Consider the following 24,397-nt stretch of genomic DNA (forward strand, 5'->3'; position numbering starts at 1 on the left):
GAGTCGTTCGACGACGACGACGCGGTGGGCCCGTTCCAGCCGGCCGCCGACGACCGCCTCGTGGGCCGCCTCGACGAGCACCCCTTCCTCGACGTGGCCGACGAGGAGCACGACCACGCGGGGCACCGCCACTAGCTGTTCCCACCAGGACGGAACGCGGGTGATCGGTGTCGCGTCGCCCGCGTGAGCGCAGGGCCGGCCGTGCGCATCGGCGTGTCGTAGGCGTTCTGGTTAGGCGGGTGGGGGGGCCTCCGCGGAGGCGTCCAACGCGCGTAGCGCAGGCAGTGCCGCTCGGTTAGTTGCACGTAGCGTGCGGTCACGAGGGTGTCCAGTTCAGCTTCAACGCTGATCTTGGACACCCTCGTTTTGCGTCAACCTGCTCTCGCGCTCGCCCGGGAGTTGGGCGTACTGGGCCGGGGCGACCCACACCGGGATCCTCGCCAGGCATCGATCATCGGGTTGAGGCCAGGGCCGCGCAAGGGGGGCCATCCCATCAAGTGGACGTCGGGCGACTTCCGCCCTGGTGCAGGCGCATGTCGGATATCTGCCACTAGATATGACTTTGGGTTCCTGATAGATCTACACGCCGTGTTCGACCGAACGTCGGAAGCGGCGACAGGTCGAGCTCGTCTGCCGGGCGCAGTTGCCGGTTCCGTCGTCGACAGTGAGACCGAAGGGTTGATCATGACAGGTCCGTTCGCACCTGAGTTCGAGGATCAGGCACAGCATCGATTGAGCTTGAGTACGGCGGCGGCGCGGAATCTGGCGACGACGACGAAGTCCGTGCCACAGATGCAGGAAATCAGCTCGCGGTGGCTGCTGCGCGTGTTGCCGTGGGTGCAGGTCTCCAGCGGAACCTACCGGGTGAACCGGCGGGCGACGTACTTCCTCGGGGATGGCCGGGTGTCGTTCACCAATACGGGCGCCGACGTGCGGGTGGTGCCGGCAGAGCTGGGCGAGCTGCGGCTGTTGCGTGGTTTCGACGACCAGTCCGTGTTGGGTGATCTGGCCGGCCGGTTCACCCGGCAGGACTACGAGCCGGGCCAGGTCATCGCCGAGTTCGGCTCGGCCGTTGACAACCTCTACCTGATCGTGCACGGCAAGGTCAGGGCCGAGGGCGTAGGGGCCTATGGCGACCAGGTGCAGCTGCGGGTGCTCGCTGACGGGGAGTTTTTCGGTGACCGGGCGCTGGTCGAGCCAGAACCGATCTGGGACTACACTGCCAAGGCGCAGACGGCGGTGACGTTGCTGGCGCTGCCCCGGACGGCCTTCGCCGAGTTGCTCGACCGGTCCGAGGCGTTGCAGACCCATGTGGAGCGGTTCCGGGCAGCCGCTGCGGTGCCGCAGAACAAGCACGGCGAGGCGGCTATCGAGCTCGTCTCGGGGCACCGGGGCGAACCGGCGCTGCCGGGCACCTACGTGGACTACGAGTTGTCGCCACGCGAATACGAGCTGGCCGTCGCGCAGACCGTGCTGCGGGTGCACACCCGCGTGGCCGACCTCTACAACGAGCCGATGAACCAGCTGGAGCAGCAGCTCCGGCTGACCATCGAGGCCCTGCGGGAGCGGCAGGAACACGAGATGGTGAACAACCCGGAGTTCGGGCTGCTGCACAACGCCGACTACCGGCAGCGGATCCACACCCGGACCGGCCCGCCGACTCCGGACGACATGGACGAGTTGCTCACCATGCGGCGTGGCACCCGGCTGTTCCTGGCCCATCCGCGGGCCATCGCCGCGTTCTCCCGGGAGTGCACGAAGCGCGGGATCTACCCGGACCCGGTGGAGGTCAACGGCCGGCCGGTGCCAGCCTGGCGGGGCGTCCCCATCTACCCGTGCGGGAAGATCCCGATCACCGACGCGCACACCACGTCGATCCTGGCCATGCGGACCGGGGCAGAGGACCAGGGCGTGATCGGCCTGCACCAGACCGGCATCCCGGATGAGTACGCACCGAGTCTCTCGGTGCGGTTCATGGGCATCAGTGAGCAGGCCATCATGTCGTACCTGGTCAGCGCCTACTTCTCGGTCGCCGTGCTGGTTCCGGACGCGCTCGGGGTGCTCGACGATGTCCAGCTGTCGCACTACGGCGACTAGGGCAACGCCGTGTTCCTCCCGTCGCTCGATTCCGGCAGCGCCGGCAAGCTGACCGGGCTGGCCGCGACCATCCTGTCCGACATGGTGGGTGCCCCACCTGCGGAGCTGACCCGGCTCACCGGGCCGACGCTGCGGCTGAACGGGCCGACTGGTCTCGGCACTGCGGCGCTACGGATCTCGCCGCCTTCGGCACCGGCAGCCGTCCCGCCAGCCCCCGACCGGGGCCGGCCAGAGCTGTTCTGCCCGGGGCCGGTCCGCGACGACCCGGCCCTGGGCGAGGAGGTCAATGACCGGGTGGTCGAGTGGGCGGAACAGGTCGGCATCTACCCGGGCCGGCTCGACCGGCTCCGGGCCGGGAACTTCGGCCGCCTGATCATGCTCGCCCATCCTGCCACGAGCGACCCGGACCGACTGCTGGCCGCGACGAAGTGTGTGGTGGCCGAATGGGCGGCCGACGACTACATGGTCGACGAGGTGTCGCTGGGCGCCGACCCCACCGTCGTGGGGTCGCGCCTGGCCAAGCTGCACGTGATCGTGGACCCGGCCAGGCTGCCGGCCCGGTACGCACCGCAGCTCGACCAGTACCGGCGTGAGGAGCCCATCGCCACGGCGTTCCGCAGCGCGATGCAGCACCTGTCCCGGTACGTCTCGGTGCCGCAACTGGCCCGCTTCCAGCACCAGATGTCGATCCTTTTCGTCGCCTGGAACCAGGAGGCGGACTGGCACGTCAACCGGCGGACCCCGCCGGTCTGGGAGTATCTGGTCCAGCGGCACCTGAACAGCTACCTGCCGCCCATGATCCTCGTCGATGCGGTCGCCGGCTACGAACTGTCCCCCGAAGAGTTCTTCCACCCGTTGGTACGCCGCGCGTTCACCACGGCAGGGCTGGCCGCCGTGCTGCTCAACGACATCTACTCGGGTGCCCAGGAGTCGGACACCGACTTCAACCTGCCCCGCGTCATCGCGGCGGAGCACAACTGCGCCCTGGAGGAGGCGATCACCCGCACCGTCGAGATACACAACGAGCTGATGCACGAGTTCGTAGCCGATGCTGTGACGCTCAGCCTGACCGGCTCACCCATGCTGCGCCGCTTCCTGGCCGACACCTGGGCCTGGCTGGGCGGCAGCCGTGAGTGGCACGCCACGACCGCCCGATACCACAAGCAACAGGGAGCTGACCCCGCATGACCGTCTCAACGACGCCCACCGCCGGCAGTCCGGTACTGCGTACCCAGTACCAGAAGTCGGTGGCAGCCTACTGGAACACCAACCAGCAGGACCCGGTCAACCTGCGACTGGGTGAGATCGATGGCCTCTACCACCACCACTACGGGATCGGAAACTACGACCCGTCCGTGCTCGCCGGGCCGGAACAGACCCGCGACGAGCGAATCATCGCCGAGCTGCACCGGCTGGAGACGGCACAGGCGGACATGCTCCTGTCGTATCTCGGTGAGATCGGACCGTCCGACCGGCTGCTCGACGCAGGCTCCGGACGCGGTGGCACCAGCTTCATGGCGAACCAGCGCTTCGGGTGTCAGGTCGACGGGGTGAGCATCTCCGAGTACCAGGTCGACTTCGCCAACCGGCAGGCGACCGACCGCAGGGTCGCCGACCAGGTCCGGTTTCACTTCCGCAACATGCTCGACACCGGCTTCGAAGCCGGCTCCCGCCAGGCCGTCTGGACCAACGAGACCACCATGTACGTCGATCTGTTCGAGCTGTATGCGGAGTTCGCCCGGCTGCTGCCGTTCGGTGGCCGTTACGTCTGCATCACCGGGTGCTACAACGACGTCACCGGCGGCCGGTCCAGGGCGGTCAGCCAGATCGACGAGCACTACACCTGCAACATCCACCCACGGAGCGCCTACTTCAAGGCGCTCGCCGCCAATCGGTTCGTGCCCATCCACGTCATCGACCTGACCTCAGCCACCATCCCCTACTGGGAGCTACGGGCTCAGTCGTCGGTGGCGACGGGAATCGAGGACCCGTTCCTGACCGCGTACCGCGAGGGCAGCTTCCACTATCTGCTGATCGCCGCCGACCGGGTCTGACACCACCGATGACGGACCGCGAACAGCATCTCGTAGAGCTGGTGGACCAGGCGGGAACAGCGGTCGGATCATGTACCGTGGCGCGAGCCCACCGAGTGCCCGGTCTGGCCCACCGCGCCTTCTCCATCCTGCTTGTCGATCCGGCCGGGAGGCTGCTGTTGCAACGGCGCGCCGCCACGAAGACGCGCTTCGCCGGACTCTGGGCGAACGCCTGCTGCGGACACCCCGCGCCCGGCGACGACCTGATGTTCGCGGCCACGAGACGGCTCCGGGAGGAACTGGGAGTGTCCGGTACACCGCTGACCGAAATCGGCGTCCACCGCTACCGGGCCGACGACCCGGGCACCGGGCGGGTCGAACACGAACATGACCATGTGCTGGTCGGCTCCCTCGCGGCCGACCAGCACCTCCAACCCGATCCCTCCGAGATCGCCGAGATCCGCTGGATGCCGCCGAAGGAACTCGCCGCCGATGTGGCGAGCTTTCCCGACCGGTACACCCCGTGGTTGCCCGGACTCCTTGCCATCTGGCAGGCGACCAGGCCGGTTGGCTGAACGACCGCGAGACGAGCCCGGCCGGCCGGCTGGCGGGGGCGTGCGGCCGAGGCGGGCCGCCCGGGTGACCGGCGTACGTCGGTCACCCGGCTCAGTACGACAGGCCGGGCTGGGGCTGGTTCACCCGGCGGCGGCGCAGCACCACCTGGCGCGTGCCGTCCCGGTACAGCCGCACCCGGGCCAGCTCCCAACCGGAGAACTCCGCCTGGATCGCCAACTGCGCCGCGGCGGTCAGCCTGTCGACGTTCGAGGGCAGCCGCAGCGGCGCGTATTCGTAGTCCATGCGTTCCATGCTGCCCAGCCCGGCGGCCGTTCGCCACCCCGTCCACCCCGTCCGCAGCGGCCCGACTGTGCCGCCCGTCCGGCCGACGGCTCAGCCGTCGCGCTCGGGGTAGCCCACCGGCACGGCGGACACGTCGTCGAGCGCGACGACGATCTCCTCCGGCAGCGTCATCCGCTCCACCTGAAGCGCGCCGAGCAGCTGCCCGACCGTCCGCGCGCCGAGAATCGGGGCGGTGACCCCGGGCCGATCCCGGATCCACGCGAGCGCCACCTCCAGCGGCGACACGCCCAGCCCACCGGCCGCAGTGGCCACCGCCTCCACGATGCTGGAGCAGCGCGGCTCCAGGTACGTCGCGACGAACGGCTCGAAGTGCGGCGACGCGGCCCGCGAGTCCGCCGGCCGGCCGTGCCGGTACTTGCCGGTGAGCACCCCCCGGCCCAGCGGCGACCAGGGCAGCACCCCCAACCCCAGCGCCGCGCAGGCCGGCAGCACCTCCCGTTCGACCCCCCGCTCCAGCAGCGAGTACTCCACCTGCCCGGCGACCACCGGAGCCCGGCCCGGCCAGGCCGCCTGCCAGGCCGCCGCCCGGGCGGTCTGCCAGCCGGAGAAGTTCGACACCCCGACGTAGCGGACCCGGCCGCTGGCCACCGCGTGGTCCAGCGCCGCCAGGGTCTCCTCCAGGGGAGTGTCCGGGTCGTACCCGTGGACCTGCCACAGGTCGACGTGGTCCGTGCCGAGCCGCCGTAGCGAGGCGTCCAGGGTACGCAGCAGGTGACCCCGGGAGCCGTCCCGGCGCCGGCCGCTGCCCGGCCGCAGCCCCGCCTTCGTCGCGATCAGCAACTCGTCGCGGGGAACCAGGCTGCCCAGCAGCGAGCCGATGACCGACTCCGCGTCCCCGTCGCCGTACACGTCGGCCGTGTCCACCAGGTTGCCGCCCGCGTCGAGGAAGCTCTTAAGCTGGGCGGCCGCGTCGTCGGCGTCGGTGTCCCGGCCCCAGGTCATGGTGCCGAGCGCGAGCCGGGAAACCGCCAGCCCGCTTCGGCCGAGCGGTCGCTGTTGCATGGGTGAACCTTATTTCGAACCCGCCGCCACCGATATCCTCGCTCCCGTCAAGTTCATGCTCGCCCTCTGGGTGGGGTTCCCTGCTTGCCCTCTGGACTGGGTTTCCCCGCTGGCCCTTTGGGCAGGGTTATCCTGCTCGCCCTCCGGGCGGATCCGGCCCCCGACGGTGTGAGGCGTTCGGGGTGAGCCGGTGGTCGGGTCGGCCGCCCGCATTGCGTAACCTGATGCGACCTGTGGTGCGGGATGGGGGAGGACCAGTGCGACTCGGGCTCAGCCTCGGATACCAGACGGCGTGGAGCACACCCGCCGACCACCTGGCGTTTGCCCAGGAGGCGGACCGGCTCGGCTATTCGGTGGTGTGGGCGGCGGAGGCATACGGCTCCGATTCGCCCAGCATGCTGGCCTGGATCGCCGGCCAGACCGAACGGATCGACGTGGGCAGCGCGGTGATGCAGATCCCCGCCCGGACCCCGGCGATGACCGCCATGACGGCGGCGACCATCGACGCGCTCTCCGGTGGCCGGTTCCGGCTCGGCCTGGGCGTCTCCGGCCCCCAGGTCTCCGAGGGCTGGCACGGCGTGCGCTTCGGCAAGCCCCTCGCCCGCACCCGGGAGTACGTCGACATCATCAAGCTCGCCGTCGCCCGCAAGGAGGTCGCGTACGACGGCGAGTTCTACACCCTGCCGCTGCCCGACGGCCCGGGCAAGGCGCTGCGGCTGGGCTTCCACCCGCCGCGCGAGCAGATCCCGATCTACCTCGCCGCCGTCGGCCCGAAGAACCTGGAACTGGCCGGAGAGATCGCCGACGGCTGGCTGGCCGTCTTCTACGCTCCCGAGTTCGCCCAGGAACAGCTCGCCGTCGTGGCCGCCGGCCGGGCGAAGGCCGGCAAGGAACTGGCCGGCTTCGACGTCGTGCCGTCGGTCCCGGTGGTCGTCGGCGACGACATCGCGACCTGCGCCGAGCTGGTCCGCTGGTACGCCGCCCTCTACGTCGGCGGGATGGGCAGCCGGCAGCAGAACTTCTACAACCAGCTCGCCACCCGGATGGGCTACGGCGACGCCGCCCGCGAGGTGCAGGACCTCTACCTGGCCAAGCGGCAGCGCGACGCGGCCGCCGCCGTGCCGATGGAGTTCATCGACCGCACCTCGCTGCTCGGGCCCAAGGAGCGCATCGCCGAGCGACTGCGCGAGTACGCCGCCGCCGGCGTCACCACCCTCGCGGTGACCCTCTTCGTCGCCGACCGGGACAGCGGCACGCAGACGCTGCGGACCGTCGCCGAGGCCCTCGACCTGTCCGGGGTCGGCGAGTGACCTGGATCGAGGCCATCGTCCTGGGCATCGTCCAGGGGCTCACGGAGTTCCTCCCGGTCAGCTCGTCGGGGCACCTGCGGATCACCTCGGCGATCTTCTTCGAGCGCGACGCTGGTGCCTCGTTCACCGCCGTCACCCAGCTCGGCACCGAGGCGGCGGTACTGATCTACTTCGCCAAGGACATCTGGCGGATCACCCGGACCTGGCTGGTCGGGCTCTGGGACCGCTCGGTGCGCTCCAGCCTCGACTACCGGATGGGCTGGTACGTCATCGTCGGCTCGATCCCGATCGGGCTGTTCGGCTTCCTGTTCAAGGACCAGATCCGCACCGCCGGGCGCAACCTGTGGGTGGTCGCCACCACGCTGATCGTCTTCGCGTTCGTACTCGCCTTCGCCGAGTACTGGGGGCGGCAGAGCCGCACCCTGGAGAACTTCCGGATGCGCGACGGTGTCGTGATGGGCTTCGCCCAGGCGATGGCGCTGATCCCCGGGGTGTCCCGCTCCGGCGGTACGCTCACCGCCGGCCTGCTGCTCAACCTCACCCGGGAGGCCGCGGCCCGGTACTCGTTCCTGCTCGCCATCCCGGCGGTGGTGATGTCCGGCATCTTCAGCATCGGGGACGTCTTCGAGCCGTCCGCGCCGGGAACCTCCGCGCCGAGCGGGGCGCAGATGGTGGTGGCCACGCTCATCGCCTTCGTCATCGGCTACGCGGCCATCGCCTGGCTGCTGCGCTACGTCGCCCACCACACTCTGTACGTCTTCGTGTTGTACCGGGTCGCCCTGGGCACCCTGGTCCTCGCCCTCCTGATGACCGGCACCATCACCGCCACCTAGCTGACGGGCCCGGTGATCGACTCCATGCCGGCGACCCAGGGGTATCCGGGCGGGCGGGACTCCGCCATATCGCCGACACGGAGTCGATCAACCAGGCCGCAACCCGCCAGGCCGCCGGCGACCAGCTCGCGGCGGGCCGACCCTGGGCCCCGCCCGGCCCTGGCTCGTACCCCATAGGGTGGGCAGCGTGGCGACTCTTCTCCTCCTGCGACACGGCCGCACCACCGCGAATGCCGACGGCGGCCTCGCCGGGCGTCAGCCCGTCGAACTGGACGACACCGGCCGGGCCCAGGCGACGGCGGTGGGGGAGCGGCTGCGCGGGTTGCCCCTCGCCGCGGTGGTGACCAGTCCGCTGGTCCGGTGCCGGCAGACCTTGGAGCTGGCCCTGCCGCAGGCCGCGCCGACGGTGGACGAGGGGCTGATCGAGTGCGGTTACGGCAACTGGGAGGGGCAGCCGCTGAAGAAACTCGCCAAGGAGCCGCTCTGGCCGGTGGTCCAGCAGCACCCGAGCGCCGTCGTCTTCCCCGACGGGGAGGCCATGGCGGCGATGGCGGCCCGCGCGGTCGCCACGGTGCGCTCGTGGGACGCACGGATCACCGCCGAGCACGGTCCCGAGGCGGTCTGGCTGGCGTGCAGCCACGGTGATGTGATCAAGGCCATCGTGGCGGACGCGCTCGGCGTACACCTTGATTTTTTTCAGCGCATCGTCGCGGACCCGGCGTCGATCACGGCGATCCGGTACACGCCGCTGCGGCCGTTCCTGATGCGGCTCAACGACACGGGCGGCGACCTGGCCGGGCTGGTGCCGCCGCCGTCGCGGCGGCGCCGACGGCGTGCACGCAGCCCGGCCGGCGGAGTCCGACGCCGCGGTCGGCGGGGGAGCGGGGGCCGGGCGGTGAGGCCGGCGGCGCGCGCAGCGGCGGCCGTGCGGTACGGCGGTCGTGGCGGGGGCCCGCGATTCACGGTCGGTGGGGTGCGCGACGCCGCGGCGCGCCGGATAGGGTCGTAAGCATGACCCACCAGGTGCACGCCTTCGAGCCGCCGGAGCGGTTCGTCGCCGGGACCGTCGGGCCGCCCGGGGAGCGCACGTTCTTCCTCCAGGCGCGCGGCGGAGGCCGGCTGGTCAGCGTCGCGCTGGAAAAGGTTCAGGTGTCGTTGCTCGCCGAGAAGCTGGAGGAGTTGCTCACCGAGGCGCAGCGCCGCTTCGGCGTGCAGTTGCCCGAAGCGGCGGTTTCCGTGGGCGACAACGACCCGCTGGACACGCCGGTCGACGAGGAGTTCCGGGTAGGCACCCTCGGGCTGGCCTTCGACGTCGACACCGCGACCGTCGTGATCGAGGCGATCGCGGCCAGTGAGGCGGAGGCCGAGGTCGAGTTGGGCGGCGACGAGGAAGCCGACGACGAGGAGGACGACGACGAGGAGCCGGACGAGGACCTGGACCGGCTGCGCGTCCGGCTGACCCCCGAGGCGACCCGCGAGTTCATCGAGCGGGCTCGCCGCGTGGTCAACGCCGGCCGCCCGCCCTGCCCGCTCTGCGGCCAGCCGCTGGACCCCGCCGGGCACCTCTGCCCGCGGCACAACGGTTACCACCGGTGACCTCGTCGGAACTCGAACGTCGGCAGGAGTGCGCGGCGACGCTGCGGTTGCTCCGCGACGGTGAGCTGACGGTCGAGGGCCGGCTGGTCGACGCCTCCAACGCCACGCTGCTCGGCGCGCTGACCCTCGACGGGGTCAGCGCCCGCTGCGTCTACAAGCCGGTGCGTGGTGAACGCCCCCTCTGGGACTTCCCGGACGGCACCCTCGCCGGGCGCGAAGTCTCGGCGTACCTGGTCTCCCGGGCCACCGGTTGGGATCTGGTCCCGCCGACGGTGCTGCGCGACGGTCCGTTCGGGCCCGGCTCCTGTCAACTGTGGATCGAGGAGCCCTCCGTTGCCGAGCCACTGGTCGGCTTCGTGCCGGCGGAGTCGGTGCCGCCGCGCTGGTTCCCGGTCGCGGCGGCCCGGGACGACGACGGCACCGCGTACGCCCTGGCGCACGCCGACGACCCGCGCCTGGCCCGGCTGGCCGTACTGGATGCGGTGATCAACAACGCGGACCGCAAAGGCGGGCACGTTCTGGTCGGCCCGGGCGACCGGATCTACGGCGTCGACCACGGGGTGAGCTTCCACGTGGAGGACAAGCTGCGCACCGTGCTCTGGGGCTGGGCCGGCCGGCAGCTGCCGGCGGACGCGCTGGAGATGCTCGCCGACCTGGCCGTCCAGCTCGGTGGGGCGCTCGGCGCGGAGCTCGCCGAGCACCTGACGATCCGCGAGGTCGCCGAGTTGGCCTCCCGGGTGGACCGGCTACGCGACAGCGGCCGGTTTCCCCAGCCGCCGCAGGACTGGCCGGCGATGCCCTGGCCGCCCATGTGACCGTCCGGCACGCCGCCATCCGGTGGCGGGCGGTTGTCGCGTTGGTCACCCGTGGGGTGGGTCCGGCGCGTGGGGCGGCTGGCTAGGCTGACGGTCATGGAGTCTTGGGCGGGACACGAGGTGCCACGGCTGCCCGGCAGGGGCGGCCCGCTGACATTGTTCGATTCGGCGCGACGCGGGACCCATCCCAGTCGACCCGGCGACGTGGCCACCATGTACGTCTGCGGAATCACCCCGTACGACGCCACCCACCTCGGCCACGCCGCCACCATGATCACCTTTGATCTCGTGCAGCGGATGTGGCGCGATGCTGGCCTGACGGTGCGCTACGTGCAGAACGTCACCGACATCGACGATCCGCTGCTGGAGCGGGCCGCGCGCGACGGCGAGGACTGGAAGGTCCTGGCGATGCGGGAGACCGCGCTGTTCCGCGAGGACATGGAGGCGCTGCGGATGATCCCGCCGGCGCACTACGTCGGCGCGGTCGAGTCGATCCCGGACATCGCCGACAAGGTCCTCGTGCTGCTCAAGGACGGGGCCGCGTACCGGCTCGACGACGGAACCGGCGACGTCTACTTCGACATCGCCGCCACACCCGAGTTCGGTTACGAGTCCAACCTGTCCCGCGCGGAGATGCTGGAGATCTTCCCCGAGCGCGGGGGCGACCCGGAGCGGGCCGGCAAGCGCGACCCCCTCGATCCGCTGCTGTGGCGCGGTGCCCGCGAGGGCGAGCCGTCCTGGCCCGGCGGCGACCTCGGCCCGGGCCGCCCCGGCTGGCACATCGAGTGCGCCGTGATCGCGCTGAACCTGCTCGGCGAGTCGATCGACGTGCAGGGCGGCGGCAACGACCTGCTCTTCCCGCACCACGAGTGCTCCGCCGCGCACGCCGAGCGGCTCACCGGCCGGTCGCCGTTCGCGACCCACTACGTGCACGCCGGCATGATCGGCCTGAACGGCGAGAAAATGTCGAAGTCAAGGGGCAATCTGGTCTTCGTCTCCCGGCTGCGGGCCGACAGGGTGGATCCGATGGCGGTCCGGCTCGGGCTGATGGCCGGCCACTACCGCGCCGACCGCACCTGGACCGAAGACCTGCTCACCGTTGCCCAGGAGCGCCTGGCCCGCTGGCGCCGGGCCGCTGCGGCCCCGGCCGGGCCGTCGGGGGTCGAGCTGATGTCGGCGGTACGCGCCCGCCTCGCCGACGATCTCGACACCCCGGGTGCGATCGCGGTCGCAGACGACTGGGCCGAGCGCGTACTGGCCGGCACGGGCGACGACCGTTCGGCCCCGTCCCTCTTCGCCGACACTCTGGACGCCCTGCTGGGCATCCGTCTCTAGCCCACCCACCACCGGTGGCCAGGAGAGAAACGTCTGAGCCGATCTCGACGGTGACGAACCTCTTGACCACCGGGGTGGTGTGCGGGGCCAGCCGCACGGTCAGCCCAGCACCAGGCCCGGGTCCGAGTCGGGGTCCGGGGTAGGGGCCGGGATCTGGTATTCCTCGGTGAGGGTCGTCATCGGGCCGGGCCAGGTGGCCTGGGCGACCTCGATCGGCTTGCGCCGGGCGTCGTAGGCGACGTGCAGCAGGTGCAGCACGGGGGTGTCGGGGCGGATCTGGAGGGTCTCGGCCTCCTCCCGGCTGGGCTGCCGGGCGGTGATGGTGTCGGTGGCGGTGACGTACCGCCGGCCGGTGGCCTCCTCCGCCTCCTGGTACAGGGGCCGGCCGAACGCCTCGCCCCGTTCCAGGGAGGTGCCGGCGGCGTCTCCCGGGAGGAACCACGAGGCACCCACCTCGACGGGGGAGTCCTCGGTACGGACGAGGTGCCGCCGGCACAGCAGCTCGGTGCCGTCGGCGACCCCGAACGCGTCGGCCACCTCGGGCGGGGCGGGGGCACGGCCGACCGACACGAGCTGCTGACGGTACCGGGCGGCCAGGTCGGTGTGGTAGCCGCGGAAGCCGCCGTACCGGCCCCGGGAGAGGCGGTTGAGCCGCCGCCGGGTGCCGCGCACGTACGTGCCGGAGCCGGGTTTGGTGATCAGGATGCCCTCGACCCGTAGCTGGTCGACGGCGCGCTGCACGGTCTGCTTTGCCACGCCGAACATCTCGGCGATGGCCGGGATGGACGGCAGCCGCTCGCCCGGCCCCCAGTCGCCGCGGCGCACCTGGGCCTTGAGCTGCGCGGCGATCTGCCGGTGCGGGAACTCGGCCGCACCCGGGTTGATCTGCATGGCTCCTCCTGGAGATCACAGCTAGGTTCCTAGGATGCCCTAGTGCGCGTGACGGCGCTACCCCGGACACGCGGAGGGCACTTGCCGAAAGCCCCCGGACCCATCGATCCGGGGGCTTTCAGGACAAGCAGGTGGTTACTACCAGGAACCGGCGGTAGGGCCGGCCGAACCGCCACGTCGGCGCAGGTACTTCTCGAACTCCTGGGCGATCTCGTCCCCGGTCAGCGGGGTGATGCCCGCGTCGCCGACGCGTTCCTCCAGCTCGCGCACGTACTCGCCGAGCTCGGCGTCCTGCTCGGCGGCCCCGCGCACCCGCTGCTCCCACTCCGCCGCCTCCTCCGCCAGGTCGGTCATCGGCACCGGCAGGTCGAGCACCTCCTCGACCCGGTGTAGCAGCGCGAGGGTGGCCTTGGGGCAGGGCGGGTTGTTGGCGTAGTGCGGCACGTGCACCCAGAACGAGACCGCGTCGACCTCGGCGCGGGTGCAGGCGTCGTGCAGCACCCCGACGATCCCGGTGGGGCCGTCGTACCGGGTGGGGGTGAGCTGGTAGCGCCGGGCCGCCTCCGCGTCCGAGGCGCTGCCGCTGATCGGCAGTGGCCGGGTGTACGGCACGTCGGCCAGCAGCGCGCCGAGCAGCACCACCCGCTCGACCTCCAGGCTGTGGCAGATCTCCAGCACCTGCTCGCAGAACGTGCGCCAGCGCATGCTCGGCTCGATGCCCCGGATCAGCACCACGTCCCGCTCGGTGCCCTCCGGGCTGGCCACCATGAAACGGGTGGTGGGCCACTCGACCCGGCGGGTCTCGCCGTCGGCCATCGTGATCGTCGGCCGGCTGACCTGGAAGTCGTAGAAGTCCTCCGGGTCCAGCTCGGTGACCTGCCGCGCCTGCCAGACCTGCTCCAGGTGCTCGACGGCCGCGGTCGACGCGTCCGCGGCGTCGTTCCAGCCCTCGAAAGCGGCGATGGCCACGGGGGACCGCAGCACCGGCAGCCCGTCGAACTCGGTCATGCCGTCACCTCACCCTGTCGTCGGCGGGCGGCCCCGGGCTGCGGCCCGGTCGTCCGCCCGCCGGGCCCGGTGGCGTCCCTGATGTCCTTCACGTCCGCCAGCCTACGTGTCGGGGCCGGATGCGGCCCGTCGGCCGCGCCGGTCCGGCCGGCGGGCCCCCGGGCGCGGCCGACGCGTCCCGCCGCCGGTGGTGTGACCCGGCCGACACATTGGGAGAGCCCGAGCCGGGGGTCACCCCTCCGTGACTCCTCGCACTACCCTAAGTTCTGTGCGGACTTCGTTGCTGGATGTGCTGTCAGACCGGATCATCGTCGCCGACGGCGCGATGGCGACGATGCTTCAGGCAGCCGACCTGACCCTGGACGACTTCGAGGGGCACGAGGGCTGCAACGAGATCCTCAACGTCACACGCCCGGACGTGATCCATGGGGTGCACGACGCCTACCTGGCGGCCGGCGCGGACTGCGTCGAGACGAACACCTTCGGCGCGAACCTGGCCAACCTCGCTGAGTACGACCTCCAGCACCGGATCAGGGAGCTGTCCGAGACGGGCGCGCGAATCGCCCGCCGGGCCGCCGACGCGTGGAGCACCGCCGAACGGCCCCGGTTCGTGCTCGGCGCCATCGGCCCGGGCACGAAGCTGCCCACCCTCGGGCACGCCGCGTACGCGACGCTGCGCGACGCGTACCAGGAGAACGCGGCCGGCCTGCTCGCTGGCGGGGCGGACGCGTTGATCATCGAGACGTGCCAGGACCTGCTCCAGGTGAAGGCGGCGGTGGTCGGGTCCCGCCGGGCCATGGCCGAGGCCGGGCAGAGCGCGCCGCTGATCTGCCACGTCACCGTGGAGACCACCGGCACGATGCTGCTGGGCAGCGAGATCGGCGCGGCGCTGACCGCCCTGGAGCCGCTGGGCATCGACCTGATCGGGCTCAACTGCGCGACGGGGCCGGCGGAGATGAGCGAGCACCTGCGCTACCTGTCCCAGCACGCCCGGGTGCCGCTGTCGGTGATGCCGAACGCCGGCCTGCCGCAGCTCACCGCCGACGGCGCGGTGTACCCGCTGACCCCGGTGGAACTGGCCGACGCGCTGGAGCGGTTCGTCGCCGAGTACGGGGTGGCGCTGGTCGGCGGGTGCTGTGGGACGACCCCGGAGCACATTCGGATGGTCGCCGAGCGGCTGCACGGGGTGCGGCCGGGCACCCGCGAGCCGCGCGCCGACGCCGGGGTCTCCTCGATCTACCACCACGTGCCGTTCGCCCAGGACGCCAGCGTGCTGATGGTGGGGGAGCGGACCAACGCCAACGGCTCGAAGGCGTTCCGCGAGGCGATGCTGGCCGGTGACTGGCAGGCATGTGTGGAGATCGCCCGCAGCCAGGCCCGGGACGGCTCGCACCTGCTGGACCTGTGCGTGGACTACGTTGGCCGCGACGGCACCCGGGACATGCGGGAACTGGCCGGGCGGTTCGCCACCGCGTCCACGTTGCCGATCATGCTGGACTCGACCGAGCCGCAGGTCATCGAGGCCGGGCTGGAGATGCTCGGCGGGCGCTGCGTGGTCAACTCGGTCAACTTCGAGGACGGCGACGGGCCGGGTTCCCGTTACGCCCGGGTGATGCCGGTCATCGCCGAGCACGGGGCGGCGGTGGTGGCGCTGCTCATCGACGAGGAGGGCCAGGCCCGCACAACGGAGTGGAAGGTGCGGGTCGCGCAGCGGCTGATCGAGGATCTGACCGGTCGGTGGGGGCTGCGCCGGGCGGACATCCTGATCGACGCGCTGACCTTCCCGATCGCCACCGGGCAGGAGGAGACCCGGCGCGACGGCATCGCCACGATCGAGGCGATCCGGGAAATCGCCCGCCGTTGGCCGGGGGTGAACTTCACGCTGGGCATCTCGAACGTGTCGTTCGGGCTGAACCCGGCGGCCCGGCAGGTGCTCAACTCGGTCTTCCTGCACGAGTGCGTGCAGGCGGGGCTGACGTCAGCGATCGTGCACGCCAGCAAGATCCTGCCGATGTCGAAGATCCCGCAGGAGCAGCGCGAGATCGCCCTGGACCTGGTCTACGACCGGCGCCGCGAGGGCTACGACCCGGTGCAGCGGTTTATCGAGGTCTTCGAGGGGGTGGACGCCTCCTCGGCGCGGGCGACCCGGGCGGAGGAGTTGGCGGCGCTGCCGCTGGACGAGCGGCTGCGGCGGCGAATCGTCGACGGCGAGCGCAACGGCCTGGAGGCCGACCTCGACGCGGCGATGGCCGGGGGCAGGTCACCACTGTCGATCATCAACGAACTGCTGCTGGACGGCATGAAGGTGGTCGGGGAGCTGTTCGGCTCGGGCCAGATGCAACTGCCGTTCGTGCTCCAGTCGGCCGAGGTGATGAAAACGGCGGTGGCCTACCTGGAGCCGCACATGGAGAAGGCCGACGACGGCGGCAAGGGCCGGATCGTGCTGGCCACCGTCAAGGGCGACGTGCACGACATCGGCAAGAACCTGGTGGACATCATCCTGTCCAACAACGGCTACGAGGTCGTCAACATCGGCATCAAGCAGCCGATCAACGCGATCCTCGATGCGGCCGAGCAGCACCGGGCCGACGCGATCGGGATGTCGGGGCTGCTGGTCAAGAGCACGGTCATCATGAAGGAGAACCTGGCCGAGATGGCCGAGCGCGGGGTCGCGCAGCGCTGGCCGGTGCTGCTCGGCGGGGCGGCGCTGACCCGGGCGTACGTGGAGGACGACCTGCGGGCGATGTTCCCCGGCCAGGTTCACTACGCCCGGGACGCCTTCGAGGGGCTGTCGCTGATGGAGCGGGTGATGACGGCCAAGCGGGGTGGCGCGCCAGTGGTGGACCCGCAGCGGGAGGCGGCCCTGGCGGCGCGCCGGCAGCGTCGCGAGCGGCAGCGGGCGATGGTCGGCGAGGCGCTGCCGGGGCTGAACGACGCGTCGGTGCGTTCGGACGTGGCGGTCGACGTGGAGGTGCCGACGCCGCCGTTCTTCGGCACCCGGGTGGTGAAGGGCCTGCCGCTGGCGGAGTACGCGGCGCTGCTCGACGAGCGGGCGACGTTCCTGGGGCAGTGGGGGCTGCGGGGCGCGCGGGGCGGCAAGGGCCCATCGTACGAGGAATTGGTGGAGAGCGAGGGTCGGCCCCGGCTGCGGTACTGGCTGGACCGGCTGACCGCCGACAAGGTCCTCGAGGCGGCCGTGGTGTACGGGTACTTCCCGGCGTACTCGGAGGGCAACGACCTGGTGGTGCTGGACGAGAACGGGCACGCCGAGCGGGCTCGGTTCTCGTTCCCGAGGCAGCGGCAGGAGCGGCGGCTGTGTCTGGCCGACTTCTTCCGGCCGAAGGGCGACCGGCTCGACGTGGTGGCGTTGCAGTTGGTGACCGTCGGGCAGCCGATCAGCGAGTACACGGCGAAGATGTTCGCCGGCAACGCCTACCGTGACTACCTGGAGGTGCACGGCCTGTCGGTGCAGCTCACGGAGGCGCTGGCGGAGTACTGGCACCGGCGGATCCGGGCGGAGCTGACGCTGCCGGGCGGCCGTACGGTGGGCGACGACGATCCGGCGGACCTGGCGGGCTTGCTGCGCACCGACTACCGGGGCTGCCGGTACGCGTTCGGCTACCCGGCCTGCCCGGACCTGGAGGACCGGGCGAAGATCGTGGACCTGCTGGGCGCCGACCGGATCGGGGTGGAGCTGTCGGAGGAGTTCCAGCTGGTGCCGGAGCAGGCGACCGACGCGATCGTGGTGCACCATCCGGAGGCGAACTACTTCAACGCCAAGTGACGCCGTGAGCGCTCTGACCTGCGGCCGACCCGGAAAGGAGGGTCGCAGCACCGGAGGGGCCACGTCAGTGCGCTCGCGTACGCCCTTGCGCCGCACGTTGTCCTGTTGCGGGATCGTCAATCGGTCCGGTGCGCAGGCATCGCGCCAGGATGGGGATCATCACCGTCGCAGGGACGAGGTGTAGCCCGAGGAGGGCGGTGGTGGCGGCGGTTTCTGCTCCGGAGAGGAGGGGCGGGACCAACGAGATCGCGGTCAGCGACACTGCCGTCCACACGAATCGTTTGGCGGGGCGAGCGCTCCAACGAAGAAGAGCCACGGCAATGACGATGCCCACGACCGAGAAGAAGCCGGTCACCACGGCGAACCCGGACAACGGTATCGTCTCGCCACCATCGGGGACCTCGAAGTCGACGCCGACGGCCTGGGCAAGCGCAGCGGCGAGGGTGGTGACCACCGTCGCTGCGAGCGTGGCAATGAAGCCGGTGCCGGCGAGCCCGCGGAGTCGGTGGGTGTGGCTCGTCTGGCCCGATGCCGGGCCTGGGACGATCCCGGTGTCATTCATGCTGTGCATGTCGTTCCTCCATCATCGGCAACTGGCGTACGGGGTGCGTTGACTGGCATGTGACGGTCCTGGCCCTGGGGTGACGATGCGCCCTGCACCCGCCTGGGGGTGACGACGCCGGACGCGTTTCACCACTGCGCCGCGACCACCGCGACACGTGCGCCACCGCGCAGCGCGAGCGTCCACACCGGGGCTACTCCGTGCCGTCCGCCGGTAGGCGCTCCGGCAGCCCGAGCCGCGGGAACTGGTCGTCGTGAAACATGAAGATCTCGGTGATCGCCCCGCTGGTGACGCGCAGGACGTCGATCGTCAATGGCAGGTACGCGTCTTCGCGCTCCTGCCAGATGTAGAAGGCGACGGCGGGCTGCCGGTTGACGGAGGTGCGGATGCCGCGCAGGCCCGTCATGCCCTCGAAGCCATCCTCGACCCAACTGTTCACCACCGCGTCGCGGCCGACGCACAGGCCCGGCGTGGGCGGCATCGAGCAGCGGACGTCGTCCCGTAGCAGGGCAGCGAGCACGTCGACGTCCGTGGCTACGCTCGCGTCGGTAAATCGGCGCACCAGCTCGCGCGTCCCTGCGTCCTCCTCACCGCCGGTCCAGTCCTGCCGCTCGGCGGGCAGGTGCTCCCGCATGCCGGCGCGCGCCCGCTGCAGCGCGCTGTTCACGGAGTTGACGGAGTCCCCGAGGAACTCCGCGACGTCCTTCGCCGGCCAGCCGAGCACGTCCCGCAGGATCAGCACGGCCCGCGGTCGCGGCGCGAGGTGCTGGACCGCGACCAGGTACGCCAGCTCGATCGTCTCCCGCGCGACGGCGACGGTCTCCGGCTCGTCCGCATAGCCCGCGGGCAGCTCGTCGAGCAGCCGGTCCGGGTAGGGCTGCAGCCACGGCACCTCGCCGCCGGTCGCGGGCTCCGGCCGGCGCTTGGCGAGCAGGTCCAGGCAGGCGTTGGTGGCGATCCGGTACAGCCAGGCCCGGAACGTCGACCGCCCCTCGAAGGTCTCCCGCCGCCGCCAGGCACGGAGGAATGTCTCCTGCACGGTGTCCTCGGCGTCCTCGAACGACCCGAGCATCCGGTAGCAGTGCACGTGCAGCTCCCGTCGGTGCCGCTCCGCCAGCCCAGAAAACGCCGGCTCGTCGACCTCGCCCAGACCGCTCACGCCCAGTTCCTCCAGCCGCGTGTCCGCACCCATCACGTCATCCTTCCGCCTCGCCGTGTCCCGTCGTAGGTGTGACGGGTACGGGCGCGACAACTCATCACCAGGGTCGGTCGGCATGGCTGATCCAGTGACCGATCCGGTCGGTGTCGGCGAATCAGGTCGGCGAGGACCTGGTACACCCATGGCATTCCACCTTGCCCGCCGGCACGCAACCCGGCCGCGAGCAACGCCATGTGACGCGGCGGGCCGGGCGTCGCGGGGCGGCTCGCGTTTCGGGCGGTAGAGTGCCGGCGTGGCGGACGGCTGGGTGTGGGACGAGTCCCTCTTCGAGGGCGCCGCCGCGTACTACGAGCGAGGCCGGCTGCCGTACGCGGAGGGTTTCGCGGCGGCCCTGGCGAACGCGCTCGGCCTGGACGGCTTGGGGCGGTTGCTGGACGTGGGGTGCGGCCCGGGGACGGTGACGGTGCCGCTGGCCGGGTGGTTCGCCGAGGCGGTGGGGGTGGATCCCGACGCCGGGATGCTGGCGCGGGCGCGGCTGCGGGCCGCGCGCGACGGCGTGGGCAACGTCCGGTGGGTACGGGCGCGGGCGGAGGACCTGCCCGCCGGGTTGGGCCGGTTCCGGGCGGTGGTGTTCGCGCAGTCGTTCCACTGGACGGTGCGGGACTCGGTCGCCGCCACGGTGCGGGGGATGTTGCTGCCGGGCGGGGCGTTCGTGCACGTCAGCGACGCCAAGGAGCCGGTGTCGACGGCGGGGTTGCCGCATCCGGTGCCCCCGTACGCGGCGGTCGCCGAGCTGGTGCGCCGCTACCTGGGGCCGGTACGGCGGGCCGGTCGCGGGTTGCTGCCACACGGGACGCCGGGCGGCGAGGCGCTGGTCCTGGCCGGGGCGGGGTTCGCCGGCCCGACGCGGTTGCGGGTGCGCTCCCGCGCGGTGGCGTGGCGGTCGGTCGACGACGTGGTGGCGTGGGTGCATTCGCGGTCGGACGGGGCGCCGCACCTGTTCGGGGCGCGGCTGGCGGAGTTCGACGCCGATCTGCGGGCGTTGCTCAGGGCGTCCTCGCCGACGGGTTGCTTCGCGGAGCGGGTGCCGGACACGGAGCTGATGATCTGGCGGGTGCCCGGCTCGGGGGAATGACCGTCCGACCGAGTGTCCGGCCGGACGGCACGGGGCCGGCCGGCGGGACCAGGGCGGGTGTGGGGCCGGTCAGCCGGTGGCGTTCGACGCGGCGGCGGGCGCCTGCACCAGCGGCCCCTGCACCGAGCGGCCGATGCGGGGGCCTCGGCGAGGAGGTGGGCACGCCAGCGCCGCCACAGCGGGGTCATCCGGGAGGTCAGCAGGACGACGTCGACGGCGTCGTCGGGCAGGACGGTGCGGATGTCGAGGGCGTGGCGGGCGGGGCGCGCCGGGTCGCCGGGGAGCCGGGCGAGCAGCGTCTCGTCGTAGTCGAACAGGTGGGCGGGCGGAAACCCGGCCGGCAGTTCGCCGCCGCAGCCGAACACGGCGATCCGCGCGCCGGGTGGCACGGTGTCGCGCAGCCGGGCCAGTTCCGCGGTGACGTCGAGGGCGCGGAGCTGCCAGGTCAGGGGGACGCGGGACAGGTCGAAGGCGGTGCTGGCGAACGTGGCGTGCCGGCCGTCCCAAAAGGAGGCAAGGGTGCCGAAGGCGCGGACGATCTCCTCCGGGCTGCGGTCGCGGGTTGCGGCCTCCAGGCCGGGGGTGGGGTCGTCGGGCCGGTAGCCGTAGGTGTAGCCGAGGACGGCGCGGGTTGGCCCGGGTCGGGCGTGGGCGGCGAGGAAGTCGGGGCCGGGCAGCACGCCGGTGTCGACGAACGCGAGGATGCCGCCGGCTGCGAGCCGGGTGCCGGCGTTGCGGGCGGCGGCGGCGCGGAAGCCGAGGTCGGGCTGGAAGTGGTAGCGCAGGCAGAGCCGGTCGGTGAACGCGTCGACGATCTGCGGGGTGTCGTCGGTGGAGCCGTCGTCGGCGACGACCACCTCGTAGCGCTCGGTGGGCATCCGCTGGCCGGCGAGCGCGGCCAGGGTGCCGCGCAGCAGCGGCGAACGGTTGTAGGCGGGGACGATGACTGAGATCAGTGGTGCGGCGGCAGATGACTTCGTAGTGCGGGAAGACGCGGCCCGCTGCGGCGTTCCGGCATCGCCGGGCGTCATTGTCGGGCATCCACGTACGCCGAAGACTGCCCGCCGCGGCGGCGCGGCGCGGGGCCGGCGACATCCCGAAATATGGGAGATGATCGCGACTTCTGGCACGGTTGACGCCATGGCCGCCCTTCTCCGTTCGCGCGTCACCGACTGGACCCTCACCGTGCCCGTGCTGGCCGTGGTGATCCTGGCTCTGACCTGGGGCAGGGAGCTGCCCCCGCTGGTCGTAGGTGTGGTTGCCACGTTCCTCGCCGGGGCGGTGCTCGCGGCCGTGCACCACGCGGAGGTGGTCGCCCACAAGGTGGGGGAGCCGTTCGGCTCACTGGTCCTCGCCGTCGCGGTCACGGTGATCGAGGTGGCCCTGATCGTCACCCTGATGATCAGCGGCGGGGACAAGACGCAGGCGCTGGCCCGGGACACGGTCTTCGCCGCCGTAATGATCACCTGCAACGGCATTCTCGGCCTGTCCCTGCTGCTCGGGGCCCTGCGCCGCCGGGTCGCGGTGTTCAACCCCGAGGGCACCGGCGGGGCCCTGGCCACCGTGGCGACCCTGGCCACTCTCAGCCTGGTGGTGCCGACCTTCACCACCAGCCGGCCCGGCCCCGAGTTCTCCCCGCCGCAGCTCGCCTTCGCCGCCGTGGCGTCGCTCGCCCTGTACGGGCTGTTCGTGCTGGTGCAGACCGGCCGGCACCGCGACTATTTCCTGCCCGTCACCGCGGACGGGACGGTCGCCGACGCCGACGCCGACGGGCACGCCGACCCCCCGTCGGCCGGTGCCGCACTGGCCAGCCTGGTGATGCTGCTGGTGGCGCTGATCGCCGTGGTGGGCCTCGCGAAGATGGTGTCCCCGGCGATCGAGGCCGGGGTGTCGGCGGCGAATTTGCCGCAGTCGTTCGTCGGCGTCGTGATCGCGCTGCTGGTGCTGCTGCCGGAGACCCTCGCCGCGGCCCGCGCCGCGCGGCGCGACCGGGTGCAGATCAGCCTCAACCTTGCCCTCGGGTCGGCCATGGCCAGCATCGGGCTGACCATCCCCGCCATCGCGATCGCCTCGATCTGGCTCGACGGGCCGCTGCTGCTCGGGCTGGGCGGCACCCAGCTGGCCCTGCTGGCGCTGACCGTCGTCGCCGGCGTGCTGACCGTGGTGCCGGGGCGGGCCACCCTGTTGCAGGGCGGCGTGCACCTGGTCCTGCTGGCCGCGTTCGTCTTCCTCGCCGCCAGCCCCTGACCCCACTGGCGGCGCGTTCGCCGTTGATCGTGGCCGGGGATGGTCACCGTACCGCCGGCCGGGCATGATCGGCGGGGAGCCGGGGTAGAAACCGGCGAGGAGGAGCCGGGGAGGCGCTGTGACGGCACGCTCGGGACGTCGACCGGGTGGATCGCTGGTCGGTCTGGTGGCCGCGTTGGTGCTGGCCGGCGGCTGTGTGGTCGGCGGGGTGAACGAGGGCGAGCCGCAGCGGCCCCTGCCCCAGTCGACCCGCCAACCCACCTCGCCGCAGGCCGAGCGGACCCGCGCCGACGGCACCACCAGTGTGGCCGAGTTCAAGGAGGACATGACCGTCGCCGTGGACAAGGCCGAGATCTACTGGGCCGCGCAGTTCCGGGCATCGGGCCGGCGGTTCCAGCCGGTGCGGCGGGTCGTGCCGTACCAGCGGGAGGGCGAGGTCGCCTGCGCCGGGCAGGCGCTGCCCCGCAACAACGCGGTGTACTGCTCGGCGGGCGACTTCATCGCCTACGACGTCAACTGGTCGGTCGCGGCCTTCCGGCAGGTCGGCGACGCGTTCCTGTACTACCTGCTCGGCCACGAGTACGCCCACGGCATCCAGGTGCGCCTCGGCATCCGCGCCAGTTTCACCATCCAGCAGGAGTTGCAGGCCGACTGCATGGCCGGGGCGTACATCGGCGGCTCGATCGAGGCCGGGCAGCTGCGGCTGGAGGACGGCGACCTCGAGGAGTTCCGGGAAGGGCTGCTCGCCGTCGGCGACGACCCCGACCAGCCGTGGTTCGCCGAGGGGGCGCACGGCACCGCCGAGCAGCGCTCCGACTCCTTCTTCCGCGGGTACGAGTCGGGCCTGTCGGCCTGCAACCTGGGCTGACAGTGGGGCCTGGCCGGCCCCGGCAGGGGCCCGGGTCCGGCGGAGCGGGCCGGCTGAGAGGATCGGGTCGCCCCCGCGACCCCTGGAGGACCCACTGAGCAGCCACCATCCGGCCGCCGTGCTCTTCGACATGGACGGCACCCTGGTCGACAGCGAGAAGCTGTGGGACGTCGCCCTGCGCGAACTCGCGGCCGAGTACGGCGCCACCCTCTCCGACGCCGGCCGTAGGGCGATGATCGGCACGAGCATGGCCGAGGCGATGCGGATCCTGCACGACGACCTCGGCCAGCCGACGCGTGACCCGCTGACCAGCGCGGCGTGGATCGACGCCCGGATCCTGGAGCTGTTCCGCACCGGGCTGCGCTGGCGGCCCGGCGCGCTGGCGCTGCTGCGGGCGGTCCGGGCGGCGGGCATCCCGACCGCCCTGGTGACCTCCAGCCGCCGGCCGCTGGTGGAGGTGGCGCTGGACACCCTGGGCCGGGACAGCTTCGACGCGGTGGTCTGCGGCGACGAGGTCGACGCGGCGAAGCCGCACCCGGAGCCGTACCTGACGGCCGCCCGGCTGCTTGGCGTGCCCATCGCCCGTTGTGTGGCGATCGAGGACTCCCCGACCGGGGTGGCCAGCGCCCTCGCCGCGGGTGCGGCCGTGCTGGCGGTGCCGGCGGAGGTGCCGATCGCGGCGGCCGACGGCGTACACCAGATGGAGAGCCTGACCGGCGCGGACCTGGAGTTGCTCGCCGCCCTGCTCGGCGGGCCGCCGGCCTGACCTCCGGCGGCCCGCCCGGACCCCCTCAGCCGGCGGTG

20 protein-coding genes and 2 pseudogenes are annotated in these 24,397 nt (G+C 71.9%); 15 read left to right on the forward strand and 7 right to left on the reverse strand.

Annotated features, from left to right (window positions below; translation table 11 throughout):
* Positions 1–684: 684 nt before the first annotated feature.
* From MCAG_RS28485 to idi, 4 genes are read left to right on the forward strand one after another with little or no spacing between them, the layout of a single operon-like run.
* On the forward strand, positions 685–2,097 hold the full coding sequence (locus MCAG_RS28485) for a family 2B encapsulin nanocompartment shell protein (protein ID WP_007076403.1): 1,413 nt from the start codon (positions 685–687) through the stop codon (positions 2,095–2,097).
* Positions 2,098–2,106: 9 nt separating this feature from the next.
* A complete protein-coding gene (locus MCAG_RS28490) occupies positions 2,107–3,285 on the forward strand; it encodes a family 2 encapsulin nanocompartment cargo protein terpene cyclase (protein ID WP_007076404.1) in 1,179 nt (392 codons plus the stop codon).
* Complete coding sequence (locus tag MCAG_RS28495; RefSeq protein ID WP_007076405.1) at positions 3,282–4,151, forward strand: geranyl diphosphate 2-C-methyltransferase; 870 nt, start codon at positions 3,282–3,284, stop codon at positions 4,149–4,151. Before MCAG_RS28490 ends, MCAG_RS28495 begins: the two co-directional genes overlap by 4 nt.
* An 8-nt stretch (positions 4,152–4,159) precedes the next feature.
* A complete protein-coding gene (gene idi / locus MCAG_RS28500; RefSeq protein ID WP_036375658.1) occupies positions 4,160–4,705 on the forward strand; it encodes an isopentenyl-diphosphate Delta-isomerase in 546 nt (181 codons plus the stop codon).
* 91 nt (positions 4,706–4,796) lie between these two features.
* Here idi and MCAG_RS28505 read toward each other — a convergent pair whose 3' ends face one another.
* Together MCAG_RS28505 and MCAG_RS28510 are read right to left on the reverse strand one after the other, a co-directional pair.
* Positions 4,797–4,988 carry a DUF5703 family protein gene (locus MCAG_RS28505; protein WP_036378156.1) on the reverse strand — a complete coding sequence of 64 codons (192 nt, stop codon included), beginning with the start codon at positions 4,986–4,988 and terminating at the stop codon, positions 4,797–4,799.
* Between the two features lie 90 nt (positions 4,989–5,078).
* Positions 5,079–6,050, reverse strand: a complete 972-nt coding sequence (locus MCAG_RS28510) for an aldo/keto reductase (RefSeq protein ID WP_007076408.1) — start codon at positions 6,048–6,050, stop codon at positions 5,079–5,081.
* Positions 6,051–6,307: 257 nt separating this feature from the next.
* On the opposite strand from MCAG_RS28510, the gene MCAG_RS28515 reads away from it, so the two are divergent.
* The 6 genes and pseudogenes from MCAG_RS28515 (at position 6,308) to mshC (ending at position 11,939) form a co-directional block, all read left to right on the forward strand.
* Complete coding sequence (locus tag MCAG_RS28515) at positions 6,308–7,360, forward strand: LLM class F420-dependent oxidoreductase (protein WP_007076409.1); 1,053 nt, start codon at positions 6,308–6,310, stop codon at positions 7,358–7,360.
* Positions 7,357–8,193, forward strand: a complete 837-nt coding sequence (locus MCAG_RS28520; RefSeq protein ID WP_007076410.1) for an undecaprenyl-diphosphate phosphatase — start codon at positions 7,357–7,359, stop codon at positions 8,191–8,193. Before MCAG_RS28515 ends, MCAG_RS28520 begins: the two co-directional genes overlap by 4 nt.
* 178 nt (positions 8,194–8,371) lie before the next feature.
* Positions 8,372–9,092 (forward strand): annotated as a pseudogene (locus MCAG_RS28525) (histidine phosphatase family protein).
* Between the two features lie 112 nt (positions 9,093–9,204).
* Entirely contained in the window at positions 9,205–9,789 is a 585-nt protein-coding gene (locus tag MCAG_RS28530; protein WP_036375660.1) for a DUF3090 domain-containing protein, read from the forward strand.
* A complete protein-coding gene (locus tag MCAG_RS28535; protein WP_007076413.1) occupies positions 9,786–10,604 on the forward strand; it encodes an SCO1664 family protein in 819 nt (272 codons plus the stop codon). The genes MCAG_RS28530 and MCAG_RS28535 overlap by 4 nt, the downstream gene beginning before the upstream one ends.
* Positions 10,605–10,700: 96 nt before the next feature.
* A complete protein-coding gene (mshC, locus tag MCAG_RS28540; RefSeq protein ID WP_007076414.1) occupies positions 10,701–11,939 on the forward strand; it encodes a cysteine--1-D-myo-inosityl 2-amino-2-deoxy-alpha-D-glucopyranoside ligase in 1,239 nt (412 codons plus the stop codon).
* A gap of 99 nt (positions 11,940–12,038) precedes the next feature.
* On the opposite strand, the gene MCAG_RS28545 is transcribed toward mshC, so the two are convergent.
* Together MCAG_RS28545 and MCAG_RS28550 are read right to left on the reverse strand one after the other, a co-directional pair.
* Entirely contained in the window at positions 12,039–12,830 is a 792-nt protein-coding gene (locus tag MCAG_RS28545; RefSeq protein WP_007076415.1) for a GntR family transcriptional regulator, read from the reverse strand.
* Positions 12,831–12,968: 138 nt separating this feature from the next.
* Positions 12,969–13,838, reverse strand: coding sequence for a PAC2 family protein (locus MCAG_RS28550; protein ID WP_007076416.1), 870 nt, complete (start codon positions 13,836–13,838; stop codon positions 12,969–12,971).
* Between the two features lie 268 nt (positions 13,839–14,106).
* Here MCAG_RS28550 and metH point away from each other — a divergent pair, with 268 nt between their 5' ends.
* Positions 14,107–17,622 (forward strand): methionine synthase, encoded by a 3,516-nt coding sequence (metH, locus tag MCAG_RS28555; protein WP_198141678.1) that lies wholly within the window; start codon positions 14,107–14,109, stop codon positions 17,620–17,622.
* Positions 17,623–17,686: 64 nt separating this feature from the next.
* On the opposite strand, the gene MCAG_RS28560 is transcribed toward metH, so the two are convergent.
* Both MCAG_RS28560 and MCAG_RS28565 read right to left on the reverse strand, forming a co-directional pair.
* Positions 17,687–18,193, reverse strand: coding sequence for a DUF6069 family protein (locus tag MCAG_RS28560; RefSeq protein ID WP_007076418.1), 507 nt, complete (start codon positions 18,191–18,193; stop codon positions 17,687–17,689).
* Between the two features lie 184 nt (positions 18,194–18,377).
* Positions 18,378–19,379 carry an RNA polymerase subunit sigma-70 gene (locus MCAG_RS28565; RefSeq protein ID WP_369751345.1) on the reverse strand — a complete coding sequence of 334 codons (1,002 nt, stop codon included), beginning with the start codon at positions 19,377–19,379 and terminating at the stop codon, positions 18,378–18,380.
* A gap of 400 nt (positions 19,380–19,779) precedes the next feature.
* Between MCAG_RS28565 and MCAG_RS35450 the strand changes: the two are divergent.
* Positions 19,780–20,004 (forward strand): annotated as a pseudogene (locus MCAG_RS35450) (class I SAM-dependent methyltransferase); the annotation flags it as partial.
* A gap of 143 nt (positions 20,005–20,147) precedes the next feature.
* On the opposite strand, the gene MCAG_RS35455 reads toward MCAG_RS35450, so the two are convergent.
* Positions 20,148–21,509 (reverse strand): glycosyltransferase family 2 protein, encoded by a 1,362-nt coding sequence (locus tag MCAG_RS35455; protein ID WP_007076421.1) that lies wholly within the window; start codon positions 21,507–21,509, stop codon positions 20,148–20,150.
* A gap of 109 nt (positions 21,510–21,618) precedes the next feature.
* Between MCAG_RS35455 and MCAG_RS28580 the strand changes: the two genes are divergently transcribed.
* From MCAG_RS28580 to MCAG_RS28590, 3 genes are all read left to right on the forward strand, one after another.
* On the forward strand, positions 21,619–22,725 hold the full coding sequence (locus MCAG_RS28580) for a calcium:proton antiporter (RefSeq protein ID WP_007076422.1): 1,107 nt from the start codon (positions 21,619–21,621) through the stop codon (positions 22,723–22,725).
* Positions 22,726–22,843: 118 nt separating this feature from the next.
* On the forward strand, positions 22,844–23,593 hold the full coding sequence (locus MCAG_RS28585) for a neutral zinc metallopeptidase (protein ID WP_007076423.1): 750 nt from the start codon (positions 22,844–22,846) through the stop codon (positions 23,591–23,593).
* 118 nt (positions 23,594–23,711) lie between these two features.
* The gene (locus MCAG_RS28590) at positions 23,712–24,359 is read left to right on the forward strand and encodes an HAD family phosphatase (RefSeq protein ID WP_036375668.1); all 648 of its coding nucleotides are present in this window, start codon (positions 23,712–23,714) and stop codon (positions 24,357–24,359) included.
* Positions 24,360–24,397: the final 38 nt, after the last annotated feature.

The organism is Micromonospora sp. ATCC 39149, from assembly GCF_000158815.1.
Taxonomy (GTDB): domain Bacteria; phylum Actinomycetota; class Actinomycetes; order Mycobacteriales; family Micromonosporaceae; genus Micromonospora.